This window comes from Pseudoduganella sp. GW821-FHT12E03, from assembly GCF_058807115.1.
Genome location: NZ_JBXAQJ010000011.1, coordinates 161,112 through 177,306, shown reverse-complemented (window position 1 = coordinate 177,306; position 16,195 = coordinate 161,112). Strand labels below are relative to the sequence as shown.

Here is a 16,195-nt window from a genome sequence, read left to right as displayed (position 1 = left end):
CGGCCAATGTGGGCAGTCAGGAATAAAATCAGGAAATCCTGACGCCACGGACAATCAGCGATCCGGCAATCCTTTCCCATTGACGATCGGCTCGCCAACATCCCCGGGCTTGAACGGGACCTGCAGCGGGTCCATCGGCTGGATATTGCCGGCGCTGTCGAATTCCATGCGCGCCAGGACCGTCTGGCGCTGGTAGCCACCACCCTGGGGCAACGCATGGCGGTGATAGGCCACATACCAGCGGTCGGTGCCGGGCACATTGACGATACTGTGGTGCGCCGTGCCAACCGCCGCGCCATGGCGCTGCAGGACAATGAAATTGCTGGCCGGCGATTTCACCGGCCCCAGCGGGGAATCCGCCACGCCCCAGCCGACCCGGTAATCCGGGCTGCGCGCGTCGTCGATCGACCACATGAAGTAATACTTGCCGCCGCGCTTGAACACCACGACCCCTTCGCGGAAATCCTGCAGCACTATCGACGCCGGCGGTCCATCGACCGACACCATGTCCTGGTTCAGCTTGTAGACATTGGCCAGGCGCCCGTTACCGTAATACAGGTAAGCCTGGCCATCGTCATCGATGAACGGATACGGGTCGATGGTATTGCTGTCGATGCCACTGCCCTTGCGCAGCAGCGGCTTGCCCAGCGCATCGGTAAACGGGCCGATCGGACTGTCGGCGCTGGCGACGCCAATCTCGTGTTTGGCGCAAAAATAGAAATAGTATTTGCCATTGCGCTCGATCGTATCGGGCGCCCATGCTTCGATATTGCCCCACTTGAGGTCGCGCACGACGTCCAGCACCATGCGCTCTTTTTTCCATTCGACCAGGTTTTTCGAGGACCAAACTGAAAAATCCGTGGTTTGCCAATGGGGCTTGTCCGACGTCGGATACAGGTAATAGGTGTCGCCAAACACGCGGATGGCCGGGTCGGCGGTAAAGCCGTCCAGCGCGGGCGCCGGCGCCGGGACCGGCTCGACACCGGACGAACCGGGTCCGGCCGCCGCCAGCTCTTTCACCAGCCACGGCGGCGCCCACAGCACGCCGCCCTCCCCCGCGCCATCCGCCCGCACACCGTCCGCCGGGGCCGGCGCGCCCGGCGCGGCCACCCGCGGCTTGCCGAACGCCTTGAAGTCTGTGGTGGTCACCGTGTAGCGGCGGCTGGCCGCGCCAGCGCCGGCGCTCCAGGCCAGCAGATACCGGCCAGCCTTGCCGTCATACGATAGCGCGGGGACGGCGGCGCGCGCCCCCGTAGGGAGCCGGCGCTGGGCGGACCAGTTCACCAGGTCCGCCGAGGTGGCGTACGCGATCCCCTTGCCGCCCATGTCCCACACCAGCCGGAACAGCCCGTCCGGCCCGCGCATCAGGTAAGGGTCCCGCATCGCGCCGTGGCCGGCAGCGGGCTTGAGAAATACGCGGTCGAGATCGCGCCATTGCTTGCCGTCTTCGCTGACGGCCAGGTGCAAGCCGTTGCCCTGGGCGGTAGCCCTGATCCAGGCGTCGTCCGGCCATTCAGGATTGGCTGCGCGCACGGATGCCGCGCCAAACAGGAAGGCCAGCGCCAGGCAGGGAAGTATTTTTTTAGCCATGGAATAGTTGCTCATTGCAGCTCCAGTACCGTCACGGATTTCGCGGGAATGTCGGCCTGCAGCTGGCCATTGACCACTTTTGCACCGCGCAATGGCGCCGGAACAAACCGGTCCGGCGCGCCGAAATCATTGTGGGAATCCATTTTTTCCGCCGTCAGCACGCGGCCGCTGACACTGCGCGGCGTGACGCCGAGCAGCCGCGCAGCCACCTTGACGCTGCGGTGCGGATCGAGATTTGCCACCGACACGTGGATTTTCCCCGCGGCGTCGCGCGATGCGGACACGCTGAGGGCCGGCACCGTGTCCTGGCCATGGGTGTAGGACGGAGACGCCAGTTCGACGGGGATATGCACGGCATCCTGGTGCACCTTGTACATCTCGAACACGTGGTAGGTCGGCGTCAGCAGCATTTTTTCCTTGTCGGTCAGGATCACCGCCTGCAGCACATTGACCATTTGCGCGATGTTGGCCATGCGCACCCGGTCCGAATGGTGGTGGAAGATATTCAGGGTGACGGCCGCCACCAGCGCATCGCGCAGCGTGTTTTGCTGGTACAACGCGGACGGGGCATTCTTTTCCCCCTTGTACCAGGTGCCCCACTCATCGACGATCAGGCCGACTTTCTTCGTGGGATCGTAGCGGTCCATGATGGCGCTGTGCTTGCGGATCAGCTCATCCATGGTCAAGGCGCGCCGCAGGGTCGAGATCCATTGCTTTTCTTCAAAGCCGGCCGCGCTGCCATTGTTGAACCAGTCATTGCTGGTCAGCGTATAAAAATGCAGCGCCAGTCCGTCGAACAGCGGCTTGTCGACGTTGTACAGCAGCGGCGCCACCGGTTTTTCGCGCCAGTCCATGGCGCGGGCCATGACGGTTTCCGTCCAGTGGTAATCGTCGGAATCCGGTCCGGCGGCGATGAAATACGGCTTGTTTTTCGACAGGCCATGCAGGAAACCCTGGAACAGGCGGTACTGGTCCGCATAAAACTCGGCCCGCATCTGGCCGCCGCAACCCCAGCTTTCATTGCCAACGCCGACAAACGGGACCTCCCACGCCGCCTCCTGGCCATTGTGCTGGCGCGCTTTGGCGGCCGGCGTACCCGCCGGCGCCGTCATGTACTCCATCCACGCCTTGCCTTCGGCTGGCGTGCCGGTCCCCATATTGATGCCGACATAGGGTTTGGCCCCGATCTGACCGGCGAAGTCCATGAATTCATGGGTGCCGAACGCATTGGTTTCCGGTGCGTTGCCCCAGCTGGTATTGGTGCCCAGCGGGCGGTTGCCGCGCGGGCCGACGCCATCCTGCCAGTGGTGCACGTCCGCGTAGCAGCCGCCCGGCCAGCGCACCACCGGCACGTTCAGCTTGCGCAGCGCCGCCACCACATCATTGCGGATACCGCGCGTGTTCGGAATGTCCGATTGTTCCCCAACCCAGATGCCTTCATACACGCCCCGCCCCAGGTGTTCGACGAAATGGCCGTACAGGTTGCGGTCGATTTTTGCCGCGGGCCGGTCGGCGCGCACGGCGAAAACGGCTTCCAGCGGCGCGGCAAATGGCGCCGATACAGCGGCCAGCGCCAGCGCGGCCGCCATCAAACTCTTATAAAACATGATCTCCCCGTTCTTATTGATATCGATAACTGCATGAACCATATCCCAGCCAGGCCAGTTGAGGGATGAATTTTTCTGCGCGACCGATATCGATTTGGCATACCGGCATGGCGTACTCCGGATGCGCGGCTATGATGGGCCATGCGCCCCGTTCCCCTGCCCTTCCGCCACCCGCTCGCCGCCTGCTTCGCCTTCATGGCGTTGATCACAGGGCCGCAGCCGGAGGCCCGTGCGGTGGAATTCACGCTGGCTACCCGCCATGCGGTGGCCGACATCGTGTCGGAAGACAGCGCCACCATGCGGCTGGCGGGCGCCTTGCTGCAGCGCGACCTGCAAGCCGTCAGCGGCCAGCCGGTGCGGCACCTGACACGGCTGGACGATTGCACCCGCACCTGTATCGTGATCGGCCGCCACGATGGGCCGCTGCTGCAAGCCGTCGCCCGCGACGAGGGCATTGACACCAGCGTTCTCCAGGGCGAATGGGAACGCCACCTGCGCATTGGCGTGGTATCGCGCCGGCGCCCTGGTGTGAACCTGCTGGTGATTGCCGGGTCGGATGCGCGCGGCGCGGTGTATGGCGGCGTGGACCTGTCGCGCGAGATCGGCGTGTCGGCCTGGGAATGGTGGGCCGATGTGAAACCTGCCGTGCGCGCCACCGTGGCGGTGCGCGGCGAACGGCTGCTGTCGGCGGCGCCGTCGGTGCGCTACCGGGGCATCTTCCTCAACGATGAAGACTGGGGCTTGCAGCCGTGGGCCGCCAGGACGTTCGATCCGGCTGGCGATATCGGCCCCGCCACCTATGGGCGCGTGTTTGAATTGCTGTGGCGCCTGAAGGCCAACCTGGTCTGGCCCGCCATGCACGATTCAACCAAACCGTTTTACCAGGTTCCCGGCAATGCGCAGGCGGCGCGCGATTACGCCATCGTGGTCGGCACCTCGCACGCGGAACCGATGATGCGCAATAACGTGCGCGAATGGGACAAGGCGGATGGCCCGTTCAACTGGTTCAGCAACCGCGATGCGCTGGTGCGCTACTGGCGCCAGCGCATCGAACAAGTGCAAGGCACAAACGTCATGATGTCGATGGGTATCCGTGGCGTGCACGATTCCGCCATGGAGGGCGCCAGTACCATCGAGCAGGCGCGCCAGGGCATGCAAGACGTGATCGCGGTCCAGCGCGCCATGCTGCCCAAGGAAACCCCGCAGGCATTGACCCTGTACAAGGAAGTACTGGACATCTACAACCACGGGTTGCAAGTGCCGGACGACATCACGCTGGTCTGGCCCGATGATAATTACGGCTACCTGCACCAGTTGAGCAATCCGGCCGAGGCGGGCCGTCCCGGCGGCGCGGGCTTGTACTACCACATCTCGTACTGGGGCCGTCCCCATGATTACCTGTGGCTGGGCAGCACGCACCCGGGCCTGGTGCGCGACCAGTTGCAGCGCGCCGTGCACACAGGGGTGGACCGGCTGTGGGTGGTCAACGTGGGCGACATCAAGCCCAATGAATACCTGATGCAGTATTTCCTCGATGCGGCATTCGACCGGCGCCAGCTGGACCGGGAAGCCCGCCAGCATTTGCGGGACTGGGCCGCCGTGCAATTTGGCGCACCGCAGGCGGACGCGATTGCCGCCATCATGCAGGAATACTATGCCCTCGCGTGGGAGCGCCGCCCCGAATTCATGGGCTTCAGCCATACCGAACCGACCACGCCGACGCGCCAGGCCGATTACCTGCAAGCGGGCGGCGAGGAAGCGGAATGGCGGCTGGCGCGCCACGCGGCATTGGCGCAGCGCGCGCAGGCGATTGCCGACACCTTGCCGCCGGCATTGCGCGACGCCTACTTCCAGCTGGTGCTGTACCCGGTGCGGGCCGCCTCCAGCCTGAACCACCGCATCCTCAAGCTGGACCTGGCAGCGCAATATGCGCGCATGGGACGGCCATCGGCGCAGTTGTACGCGCGGCAGGCCGAGGCGGCGCAGGCGGCCATCGTGGCCGATACCGCGCAATACAATGCGCAGGCCGGTGGCAAGTGGCGCGGCATGATGGATGCGGCGCCGCGCCGGTTGCCGGTGTTCATGGCGCCGCTGTTCCCCACGTACCCCGTCACGGCCCGCGCCGATAAAGGCTGCGGCATCGTGTATCCGTCGCCCTTGTCGGCGCAGGGCGATGCGCTGGTGTTGACCAGGGGCCGGGCGGAAACCAGGACCGTCACGCTGGTGCAGTATGGCGCCACACCGGTGGCATGGCGCGCCGTGGGCGCTTCCGGCGGAGTGGCGCCGGTCCAGCGGGAAGGATCGCTCGACAGCGCCAATGGTTATGAACAGCGTATCGATGTGCATTACAACGGCGGCGCGGCCTCCGCGTTCAAGCTCGCTTGCGGCGCCACGGAAATCAGGGTGAACCTGCGCCTGGCTCCCGGCGCCGCGGAGGGCGTCGCCACCGAGCATGACCGCATCATTACCCTGCCGGCCAGCGCGGCGCACACCAGCAGCGGCTGGACAGCCATCGACGTGGGCAGCACCGGGACAGCCATGCGTTCCTCGCTGGACGCTCCGGGCAGCGACGCCGTGTTGCGTTTCCGTTTCCACAGCCATACGGCCGGCGCGGTGCAAATCCGGCTGATCGGGCTGCCCATGCATCCGCTGACTTCCGCCAGCGGCATGCGCATCGCCGCCAGCATCGATGGCCAGCCGGCCCGGGAACTGGATTTCGCAACGGCCGGGCGCAGCGATGAATGGAAGAACAATGTGCTGACCAACACGGCGGTGCGCACGATCGGCTTGCCGGGGCTGGCGCCCGGTGAACACACGCTGGAGGTGCGGGCGCTGGACCCGGGATTTGCGCTGGACAGGATCGACATCCGCTTTGATGGCGCGCCTGTCTATTATGGAACGCCGCCGCTCCGGCGCTGATGGACATTTGCCGGCGCCGTGTTGACGCATGCGGGCGGCTTGGTGCAAGCTGCCCGCATTGGGCGTTCCGTCCGGGGGGGATTGACCCGCCCCTTATTTACCCTTGTAAATCCCCGCTTCCAGGATCACGTCGCCACTCTTCAGGAAATACGTGGTTTTCTTTTCAATCTCGCCGGTTTGTGGATTGTTATACCGGTAATCGACCCAGCCCTTGCCTTCCTTTGCCGCGCGGTCGATGATTTCCTTGCGGAACAGCTTGCCATCGGCATCGGGCAACACCACGGCATTCTTGCCCACCAATTTGGGATTGGTGGGATGGGCCAGCATCAGGCCATCCGGCGCCCTCACCACCAGGTACGTGGTGGCATTGACAAAGTCCGGGTTTTTCGCGTTGACTTCCTTGATCAGCGCATCCTTGCCATTCTTTTGCAGGTAAGCCGCGCCCTTGTCCACCATGGCAATGGCGACTGCCGTGCTGTCCGCCGCCTGGGCATAGGGCGCGGCCAGCGCCACGGCGGCAATCAGTGTCGTGAAATGGTTCATTTTGGTTTGTCTCCCTTGTGATTGTTTGCACCCAGTGTAGTCCTAACCCGCCGCGATTGCAGTACGCTGTTCTACGTAGTGCGCCGCCGGCCTTAGCGGGGAGCCGGACGTTTCCGCCGCTCGCCCACCTTGCTCACCACGCCATCGGTCCCCAGTGCATACTCGTCAAAATCACTGGCCAGGAACAGATTGCCATCGTAATACCGGCGGGCTTCCGCATCGAGTTCCGCCATCCCTTCCGGGTTGTCATAGCGCGCACTGAAGTGCGTGAGGATCAGGTTCGGCAACCCGCGCGCGGCGGCAAATTGCGCCACGCGCTGCACTGAACTGTGGGTCGGCCCGGGCCCGACTTTTTGCAGGATGGCTTCGGTATAGGTCGCTTCATGCACCAGCAGTTGCGCCTCGGCGCAGGCTTCCCGCAGCAGGGACGGCGTATCGTTGTCGCCGCCGATCACCGCCACCACCCGTTCCGTCTGCACGGTGCGCACGTCGTCCGCCCGCACCACGCCGCCATCGTCCAGGGTGACATCCTCCCCCGCCTGCAACCGGCCCCACAGCGGCCCGCGCGGCACACCGCGCGCCTGTAATGCCGCGCCATCGAGATGCCAGCGCGTCTTGCTGACATCGAAGCGGAACGCCACGCTGGGTGACCGGTGCGACAGCGGGTGCCGTTCGATGATCAGTCCCGGTTCCTGGTGCACCAGCTGGTTGGGCGCCACATCGATATGGATCAGCGGAAAGGTCAGGAACAATTCCGTGTGCAGCAGGGTCGCATCCAGCCAGGCCTTGACCGCTTGCGGCGCGATCAGGATCAAAGGCCGCTTGCGCCCGGTCATCGACGCGCTGGCCAGCAAGCCCGGCAAGCCATAGCTATGATCGCCATGCACGTGGGTAATGCAAATGCCCACCATGTCGTGCACCGACAGCGGCGTGCGCTGCAAGCGGTGCTGGGTGGCTTCGCCGCAATCGACCATCCACCAGTCGCGGCCTTTCGGCAAGTGGACGGCCAAGGACGTGACGTTGCGGCGGATGGTGGGCACGCCGGATGAGGTGCCGAGGAAAGTCAGTTTAAGCATGCCGCATTGTACGCGGACCCAGCCGGGCACCGTAGAAATACGGGGTCCGGGCCATGCGGGCTTTTTCGTCCTAACATCGCAGTTCCCGGCAAGGTGCAGGACCGCCTCCCCCAACGGACCTGCCCTTGCCGGACCTCGCAGTTTGCATCCGAAGTTACATCGAAATACGAACCAACAATGGAGACACCGATGGCAACTACCGTATTACATTCCACCCTGCGTCCCGCCGCCCTGGCTGCCGCCCTCGCCTGCACACTGCAGGCCCAGGCGGCCCCGGTTGCATTACCCGCCTATAACATCGATATCAGCAAGTCATCGGTGTCCGGCCTGTCGTCCGGCGGCTTTATGGCGGCGCAATTACACGTGGCGTTTTCCTCGACCTTTAAAGCCGGCGCCGGCATCGTCGCGGGCGGCCCGTTTTATTGCGCGCAAGGTTCCGTCACCAACGCCACCGGCCCCTGCATGGCGGCCACCGCCGCCAGCAAACCACCCACCGCGTCGCTGATCGCCACCACCAACAGCTGGGCCAGCCAGGGTTTCATTGACCCCACCAGCAACCTCACCAATTCCAAGGTGTATTTATATTCCGGCACTATCGACAGCACGGTCAAGCAACTGGTGATGAACGAGGCGGAAACGTACTACAAGAATTACGTCAACAGCGCCAACGTGTTCTACAAGAAAGACATGGCGTCCGAGCATGCGATGGTGACGGATTACTTCGGCAGCGGTTGCAGCGTCAAGGCCAGCCCGTACATCAACAACTGCAACTTCGATTTGGCCGGGGAAATCCTCAAGTGGATCTACGGCCCGCTGAACGCGAAAAACACGGGCACATTGGGTGGCAGCTTTGTTGAATTCAACCAGGCCGAATTCATTGCCAGCCCCACCACGCACGGCATGGCGGCCAGCGGCTGGGCCTATGTTCCGGCCAGTTGCGCCGCCAATGGCCAGTGCAAGGTGCACGTGGTGGTGCACGGTTGCCAGCAGGACCCGACCAAGATCCAGGACAAGTATTACCGCAACACGGGCTACAACAAGTGGGCCGACACCAACAACATCGTCGTGCTGTATCCGCAAACCGCGCCCAGCAGCGTCGGCAATCCCAATGGCTGCTGGGACTGGTGGGGGTATGACGATGCGAACTACGCGAAGAAAAGCGGACGGCAAATGGTGGCCATCAAGGCCATGGTGGACCGCGTGGCGTCCGGCTACTCCGCCCTGCCGGCGCCAACCGGCGTCGCCGTCAGCGGCGTGACCGATACCTCCGTTTCGCTGCAGTGGAGCAGCGTGGCCGGCGCGGCGGGCTATCACGTGTATCGCGGCGGCGCCAAGGTCAATGCCAATACCGTGACGGCCACCTCGTACACGGATGCCGGCCTGTCGTCCGGCAGCAGCTATACGTACACCATCAAGGCCGTCACCGCGCAAGGGGCGACCGGCGTGGAATCCGCCCCGGTCAACGCCACCACCACGGGCAATCCGCCGCCGCTGGCCGTGCCCGCCGGTCTGGCCGTGACGGGCCAGACCGCCACCACCGTGTCGCTGAGCTGGAATGCGGCCAGCGGCGCCACCGGCTATCACGTGTACCGCAACGGCGTCAAAGTCAACGCGACGCCGACCGGCGGCACCACGTTCACCGACAGCGGACTGACGGCATCGACCAGCTACAGCTATGCGGTGACGGCGTTTGCGGCCGGCCGTGAAAGCGCCTTGTCCGCGCCGGTGCCGGCCACGACGTCCTCCGGCTTCGTGTGCGCCACGACGACGTCCAGCAATTATGCGCACGTGCAGGCGGGACGCGCAGTCAACAGCGCCGGCTATGCGCTGGCGCTGGGGTCGAACCAGAACATGGGGTTGAATAACACGTTCTATACGACGACACTGGCGCAAACGGCGGCGGGGTATTACATCATCGGCAATTGCCCGTAACCGTCAGGTTTTACAAGGTCGCATGGCGCACACCGTGATGAATTGACGGGACGCCAAATGCGTAGGGCGGTAAGCCGCAGGCTTGCCGCCATGTGTGCGGCGCGGCGGCGTTATATTGTGCCTCGGTGCGTGCACGGCGGCTTCCGCCAAAGCGGAAACCGCCCTACGCCGCCAGCTTCAACTGCGATAATTTCTCATACAACGTCGCCCGCGAAATCCCCAGCATTTGCGCCGCCACGCTCTTGCGTCCCCCGGCCGCCTGCAGCGCGGTCATGATGGCTTCCCGCTCCGCATCGGCCACCACCCGCGCCAGCGGCAGCACCTGCTGCTGGCGCGATGGCGAGGCCATCGTACATTGCGGCAGGATGCGCGCAAAATCGTCGGCGTCGAGCTGCTTCGATTCGCTGTACAGCACCGCCTTTTCCAGCACATTGCGCAACTCGCGCACATTGCCCGGCCAGTCATAGCGCGACAGATACGCCAGCGCCGACGGTGTCATGTCGCGCCGCGCCATGCCGGTGCGTTCATAAATCTGTTCCAGCGCACTTTCACACAGCGCTTCCAGGTCGCCGAGGCGCTCGCGCAGCGGCGGCAAGGTCATCGACAGCACATTGAGGCGGTAATACAGGTCGGAGCGGAAGCGCCCCTGCGCCACTGATTGCTGCAGCGCCACGCTGGTGGCGGCAATGATGCGCACGTCGACCTTGACCACTTTATTGGAACCCAGCGGTTCGATTTCCTGTTCCTGCAGCACGCGCAACAGCTTGGCCTGCACTTGCAGCGGCATGTCGCCCACTTCGTCGAGAAACAGAGTGCCGCCATGGGCCAGCTTGAACTTGCCGTCGCGGCCCTTCTTGTCGGCCCCCGTATAGGCGCCCGGCGCCACGCCGAAGAATTCCGCTTCCAGCAGGCTTTCCGGTATCGCCGCCGCATTGACGGCAATGAAAGGTTTACTGGCGCGCGGCGAATGCGCGTGGATCGCTTGCGCCAGCAATTCCTTGCCGGTGCCGGTCTCGCCCAGCAATAACACTGTCGTGTCGAGTTCCGCCGCGCGGCGCGCCTGGCGCTTGACTTCGATGCTGGCCGGGCAGTTGCCGACATAGCTGGCCAGTGTATAACGGGGCCGGCGGTTTTCCGCCAGTTGGCGGCGCGTGTCGGCCAGTTCTTGCTGCAACCGCGAAAACTTGTCCATCAGCGGCTTTAAATGATGCATTTTCTCGTACAGGCAAAACCCCACGGCGCCCACCACCTTGCCATAACGGTCCATCAACGGCAGCCGCGTGACAACAAAGGTTTCATTGCCGAACGCCATCAAGTCCAGCAAGATCGGTTCGCCGGTGCGGATCACCTGGCGCAACAGGCTGTGCGGAATGACTTCTTCGATTTCCCGCCCGAGCAACGCTTGCGGGTCGGGCGGCAATCCCATGATTTGCAGGTAGCGCTCGTTGATCCACACGATGCGCGCCTCCGCATCGACCGCGATGGTGCCTTCGCAAATATCTTCCAGCCGCTGCAGCAAGGCGGGCGTGGCCAGGTTCATCAGGCCTTCCGGGTTCTCCGTAAACAACTGGGTCAGATTCATTGCAGGGGGGTCCTTGTAATTGGACAACATTCCAGTTTGTGACCGGACTGTCCAGTCTTTCAGTCGCTGTCCAGATTTCTGGACTGCTGAAAATTCATTAGTTTCATATACTTGCATGATTTGGATCAAAGAGGTGTATGGAAATCCGGACACTTTTCCGCTCAGTTATTTCTGCCGTAAATATCTGAAATCACCAAGTCATTGATATATAAGGGTTTTAGCAATCTGGCACGGTTAGTGCAATAAGCAAGGTTCCATTCTTATAAAGGGGACCCCTGCCATGAGCCTGATTGTTGTTTTACTATCCCTCGCCCTGCTGATGTACGTAGCCTACCGCGGCTTCAGCGTGATTTTGTTCGCCCCGGTCGCCGCCCTGCTGGCGGTATTGCTGACCGATCCTTCGCTGGTGCCGCCCATGTTTTCCAGCGTCTTCATGGACAAAATGGTCGGCTTCGTGAAACTGTACTTCCCCGTGTTCTTACTGGGCGCCGTGTTCGGCAAGGTGATCGAACTGTCCGGTTTTTCCAAGTCCATCGTGGCGCTGGTGATCCGCATGGTCGGCCGCGAACGGGCCATGCTGGCCATCGTCATGGTGTGCGCGGTGCTGACCTATGGCGGCGTATCGCTGTTTGTCGTGGTGTTCGCGGTGTACCCGTTTGCCGCTGAAATGTTCCGCCAGGGCGATATCCCGAAACGCCTGATCCCCGGCACCATTGCCCTCGGCGCGTTCACGTTCACCATGGACGCCCTGCCCGGCAGCCCGCAAATCCAGAACATCATCCCGACCGCGTTCTTCCAGACCGATACCTGGGCCGCGCCATGGCTGGGCGTGACGGGTTCGGTCTTCATCCTGGTGTGCGGCCTGGCGTACCTGGAATGGCGCCGCCGCGACGCGCTGGTGCGCGGCGAAGGCTATGGCGCGGGCCACAGCAACGAGCCGGAGGAATTCGCCCACGAAAAACTGCCGCACCCGGCGCTGGCGCTGCTACCGCTGCTGCTGGTGGGCGTGTTCAACAAGATCTTCACCCTGCTGATCCCGATCCACTACGGTAAAACCCACAGCATGACCCTGGCCGGCGCGGTCAAACCGGTCGCCACCGAAGTGTCGAAAGTCGCCGCCATCTGGGCCGTCGAAGCGGCCCTGCTGCTCGGCATCCTCAGCGTGCTGGCGCTGGCCTGGAAACCGATCCGCGCCCGTTTCTCGGAAGGCACCAAGACCGCGATTTCCGGCTCGCTGCTGGCGTCGATGAATACCGCGTCCGAATATGGCTTTGGCGCCGTGATCGCCGGCTTGCCGGGCTTCCTGGTGGTGGCCGAAGCGCTGAAGTCGGTGCCCAATCCACTGGTCAACGAAGCGATTGCCGTCACCACCCTGGCCGGCATCACCGGTTCCGCCTCGGGCGGCATGAGCATCGCGCTGGCCGCCATGTCGGACACCTTCATCGCCGCCGCCAACGCCGCCAACATTCCGCTGGAAGTGCTGCACCGCGTGGCGTCGATGGCCAGCGGCGGCATGGATACCCTGCCCCACAACGGCGCCGTCATCACCCTGCTGGCCGTGTGCGGCCTGACGCACCGCGTGTCGTATGGCGACATCTTTGCCGTCACCTGCATCAAGACCCTGTCGGTGTTTGTCGTCATCGGCACTTACTACATGTTTGCCCATTAAGGAGACCCCATGCTGAACAATAAATCCGCCATCGTGACCGGCTCCACCAGCGGCATCGGTCTTGGCATCGCGCGCGCCCTGGCGGAACAGGGCGCCAACGTCATGCTGAACGGCTTCGGCGAGCCGGCCGCCATCGCCGACCTGGCGGCCACCCTGGCCGCCGCGCACGGCGTTCAGGTCCGCCACAGCGCCGCCGACATGAGCCGCCCCGACCAGATCGAAGCCATGGTGCGGGAAGCCGAAGCCGCGTTTGGCTCGGTCGATATCCTCGTCAACAACGCCGGTATCCAGCACACCGCGCGGGTGGAAGATTTCCCGGCCGACAAATGGGAACAGATCATGGCGATCAACCTGTCGTCGAATTTCTATACGATCCGCGCCGCGCTGCCCGGCATGCAGCAGCGTAACTGGGGCCGCATCGTCAATATCGCGTCGGTGCATGGCCTGGTGGCGTCAAGCAATAAGGCGGCCTATGTGGCGGCCAAGCACGGCGTGATCGGCCTGACCAAGACCGTGGCGCTGGAAAACGCCCGCAGCGCCATCACGTGCAATGCGATTTGCCCCGGCTGGGTCTTGACGCCGCTGGTGCAAAAGCAGATCGATGACCTGGCCGCGCGCGAAGGCCTGCCCCTGGACGCCGCGCAGGCGCGCCTGCTGGCGGAAAAGCAGCCGTCGCAGGCGTTCGCCACGCCGGAACAGATTGCCGCGGCCGTGCTGTTCCTGTGTTCCGACGGCGCCCGGCAAATGCGCGGCGCGCAACTGACCATCGACGGCGGCTGGACCGCCCAATAAGGAGCCATGCGATGAGCGCTTTCACTCCCATCGATTACGAAGACATTTTCCAGCTGGCGACGGTCGGTATGTGTGTATCGCGCCAGCGCATGCTGTATTCCGCCAACGAAGCCCTGGCCGGCATCTTCGGCTATACCCGCGCCGACCTGGCGGGCCAGTCGCTGGAAATGCTGTACCCCACGCTGGAAGAATTCGAACGCATCGGCGCCCGCATTGCCGATGCGCTGGCCACCGGCGGCGCCTACACGGACGAGCGCATCATGCGCCGCGCCAATGGGGAATTGTTCTGGTGCCGCGTGGCCGGACGCGCGCTGATGGCGTCCAATCCCCACGCGGTCGGGGTCTGGACGTTCGAAGACTTGAGCGGCCGCCGGCCGGTGGCGGTCGGCATGACGCCACGCGAACGCGAAGTGGCGGCGCTGCTGCTGGAAGGGCAAACCAGCAAGCGCATTGCGCGCCGCATCGACCTCAGTCCCCGCACGGTGGAAATGCACCGCGCGAACCTGATGCGCAAGTTCGGCGTGTCGACCTCGGGCGCGCTGCTGCACAAGCTGGCCAGCCTGAATTGAAGCCACGATCCGCCACGACCCCACACCATGCCAGCCCAGTCCACCCAAGCATTCCTGACCAACGCCGCCGCGATCCACAAGCACGCGATGCGCACCCTGTTCCGCCAGCTCGACAGCCTGTATGAAGGGGCCATCGTGGTGGACCGGCAGGGCCGCATCGTGTGGATCGACGACAAATACCGCGCCATGCTGGGCTTGCGCGACGCCGGGCAGGCGGTCGGCAAGGAAATTGAAAAAGTCATTCCCAACAGCCTGCTGCGCGACGTCATGCGCACCGGCGAGCCGATCCTGCTCGATATCATGGAATTCGGCCAGCAAACCTTTGTCGTTACCCGCATGCCGCTGGAAAGCGACCAGGGCGACGTGATCGGCGCGGTGGGGTTCGTCCTGTATGAACAGCTGCACCAGTTGAAACCATTGGTGGCCAAGTTCACCGCGTTGCAGCAGGAACTGGCCGCCGCACGGCGCGGCCTGGCCGAACGCCGCACGGCAAAGTATGCGCTGGACGATTTCGTCGGCGGCTCGCCAGCCTGCATGGAAGTCAAACGCCACGCGGCGCGCGCGGCGCAACTCGATGTCGGCGTCTTGCTGCTGGGGGAAACCGGCACCGGCAAGGAAATCCTGGCCAACGCGATTCACGCGCTGTCCAGCCGCGCCAACGCGTCTTTCATCGGCGTCAACATGGCGGCCGTGCCGGAAACCCTGCTGGAAGCCGAATTCTTTGGCGTGGCGCCCGGCGCTTACACCGGCGCCGACCGCCGCCCGCGCGACGGAAAATTCAAGCAGGCCGACGGCGGCACCCTGTTCCTCGATGAAATCGGCGACTTGCCGCTGACGATGCAAAGCAAGCTGCTGCGCGTGCTGCAGGAACAGGAATTTGAAATGCTCGGTTCAGGCAAGATCATCAAGGTCGACGTGCGGGTGATTGCCGCCACCAGCGTGGACCTGGCGGCGCTGGTGGCGCAGGGCCGCTTCCGCTCCGACCTGTATTACCGCCTGAACGTCCTGCAAATCAACTTGCCGCCGCTGCGCGACCGCCTGGCCGACCTCGATGTGCTGTGCGATGCGCTGCTGCAGCAAATTTATGAGCGGCACGGCACGCGCCGCCGCAGCATGACGCCGGACGCGCTGGCGCTGCTGGGCGCCTACCGCTGGCCAGGCAATGTGCGTGAATTGCGCAATGTGCTGGAGCGGGCCTGCATCCTCAGCGACAGCACCCGCCTGGGCGTGGAAGCGTTCGACGCGGTGCTGCCGCTGTGCACCGGCGCGCATGCCGCTGCACAGCCGGTGCGCAGCTATGCGGCGGCGCTGGCGGAATTCGACAACACCATCACAAAGAACGCGCTCGATGCCACTGGCGGCAACGTGGTCGCCGCCGCCAGGCTGCTGGGTCTCTCGCGCGCGACGATGTACAAGCGTATGGCCGGATTAAAAACCAACTCACACAAGGAGATGACATGACCATGACTTTCCAACGCACCCTGTGCGCCCTGTCCCTGCTGGCGTTCACCAGCGCCGCTGTCGCCCAGCACACGGCCGCCGATGCGTCCGGCATCGTGCGCAAAGCTGTCACCTACATGAAGAAAAACGGCAAGGAAAAACTGCTGACGGAGGCCAGCAATCCGAAAGGCACGTTTGTCGACCATGACTTATACCTGAGCGTCTACACGCTCGACGGCAAAGTCGTGGCGCATGGCGCCAATCCCAAGCTGATCGGCGTCGACGTCAGCCAGCTGCGCGACGCCAACGACCGCTACTTCATCAAGGACATCCTCACGGCCGCCCGCAGCACAGGCAGCGGCTGGGTCGACTACAAATGGGTCGATCCCGCCACCAAGGCGCTGCGTGACAAGTCGGTCTACCTGGAAAAAGCCGACGACATCGTCATCGCCGCCGGCTATTACAAATAAGGAGCC

The 16,195-nt window shown here is 63.8% G+C and carries 12 protein-coding genes; 7 read left to right on the top strand and 5 right to left on the bottom strand.

All coding sequences use genetic code 11. From position 1 onward, the window contains the following. Positions 1 to 54 precede the first annotated feature (54 nt). A complete protein-coding gene (locus AC1RRC_RS25950) occupies positions 55 to 1,605 on the bottom strand; it encodes a family 43 glycosylhydrolase (RefSeq protein ID WP_493058494.1) in 1,551 nt (516 codons plus the stop codon). Then, complete coding sequence (locus tag AC1RRC_RS25945; protein ID WP_493058493.1) at positions 1,602 to 3,197, bottom strand: alpha-N-arabinofuranosidase; 1,596 nt, start codon at positions 3,195 to 3,197, stop codon at positions 1,602 to 1,604. The genes AC1RRC_RS25950 and AC1RRC_RS25945 overlap by 4 nt, the downstream gene beginning before the upstream one ends. Positions 3,198 to 3,338: 141 nt before the next feature. On the opposite strand from AC1RRC_RS25945, the gene AC1RRC_RS25940 reads away from it, so the two are divergent. Then, positions 3,339 to 6,116 carry a glycosyl hydrolase 115 family protein gene (locus AC1RRC_RS25940; protein WP_493058492.1) on the top strand — a complete coding sequence of 926 codons (2,778 nt, stop codon included), beginning with the start codon at positions 3,339 to 3,341 and terminating at the stop codon, positions 6,114 to 6,116. Positions 6,117 to 6,209: 93 nt separating this feature from the next. On the opposite strand, the gene AC1RRC_RS25935 is transcribed toward AC1RRC_RS25940, so the two are convergent. Both AC1RRC_RS25935 and AC1RRC_RS25930 read right to left on the bottom strand, forming a co-directional pair. Beyond that, positions 6,210 to 6,659 carry a cache domain-containing protein gene (locus tag AC1RRC_RS25935; protein WP_493058491.1) on the bottom strand — a complete coding sequence of 150 codons (450 nt, stop codon included), beginning with the start codon at positions 6,657 to 6,659 and terminating at the stop codon, positions 6,210 to 6,212. Positions 6,660 to 6,751: 92 nt separating this feature from the next. Continuing rightward, positions 6,752 to 7,735, bottom strand: a complete 984-nt coding sequence (locus AC1RRC_RS25930) for a ribonuclease Z (RefSeq protein WP_493058490.1) — start codon at positions 7,733 to 7,735, stop codon at positions 6,752 to 6,754. 189 nt (positions 7,736 to 7,924) lie between these two features. On the opposite strand from AC1RRC_RS25930, the gene AC1RRC_RS25925 reads away from it, so the two are divergent. Continuing rightward, positions 7,925 to 9,667, top strand: a complete 1,743-nt coding sequence (locus tag AC1RRC_RS25925) for an extracellular catalytic domain type 2 short-chain-length polyhydroxyalkanoate depolymerase (protein WP_493058489.1) — start codon at positions 7,925 to 7,927, stop codon at positions 9,665 to 9,667. A gap of 163 nt (positions 9,668 to 9,830) precedes the next feature. Here the strand turns inward: AC1RRC_RS25925 and AC1RRC_RS25920 are convergent, their stop codons facing one another. Further along, the gene (locus AC1RRC_RS25920; RefSeq protein WP_493058488.1) at positions 9,831 to 11,249 is read right to left on the bottom strand and encodes a sigma-54 interaction domain-containing protein; all 1,419 of its coding nucleotides are present in this window, start codon (positions 11,247 to 11,249) and stop codon (positions 9,831 to 9,833) included. Between the two features lie 280 nt (positions 11,250 to 11,529). Between AC1RRC_RS25920 and AC1RRC_RS25915 the strand changes: the two genes are divergently transcribed. The 5 genes from AC1RRC_RS25915 to AC1RRC_RS25895 are packed head-to-tail and all read left to right on the top strand — an operon-like array spanning position 11,530 to position 16,189. Continuing rightward, positions 11,530 to 12,918 carry a GntP family permease gene (locus AC1RRC_RS25915; RefSeq protein ID WP_493058487.1) on the top strand — a complete coding sequence of 463 codons (1,389 nt, stop codon included), beginning with the start codon at positions 11,530 to 11,532 and terminating at the stop codon, positions 12,916 to 12,918. A gap of 9 nt (positions 12,919 to 12,927) precedes the next feature. After that, the gene (locus AC1RRC_RS25910) at positions 12,928 to 13,710 is read left to right on the top strand and encodes a 3-hydroxybutyrate dehydrogenase (protein ID WP_493058486.1); all 783 of its coding nucleotides are present in this window, start codon (positions 12,928 to 12,930) and stop codon (positions 13,708 to 13,710) included. Between the two features lie 11 nt (positions 13,711 to 13,721). Then, entirely contained in the window at positions 13,722 to 14,279 is a 558-nt protein-coding gene (locus AC1RRC_RS25905; protein WP_493058485.1) for a helix-turn-helix transcriptional regulator, read from the top strand. Positions 14,280 to 14,306: 27 nt separating this feature from the next. Continuing rightward, on the top strand, positions 14,307 to 15,740 hold the full coding sequence (locus AC1RRC_RS25900; RefSeq protein WP_493058484.1) for a sigma-54 interaction domain-containing protein: 1,434 nt from the start codon (positions 14,307 to 14,309) through the stop codon (positions 15,738 to 15,740). Next, a complete protein-coding gene (locus AC1RRC_RS25895) occupies positions 15,737 to 16,189 on the top strand; it encodes a cache domain-containing protein (protein WP_493058483.1) in 453 nt (150 codons plus the stop codon). The genes AC1RRC_RS25900 and AC1RRC_RS25895 overlap by 4 nt, the downstream gene beginning before the upstream one ends. The last annotated feature ends 6 nt before the right edge of the window (positions 16,190 to 16,195 follow it).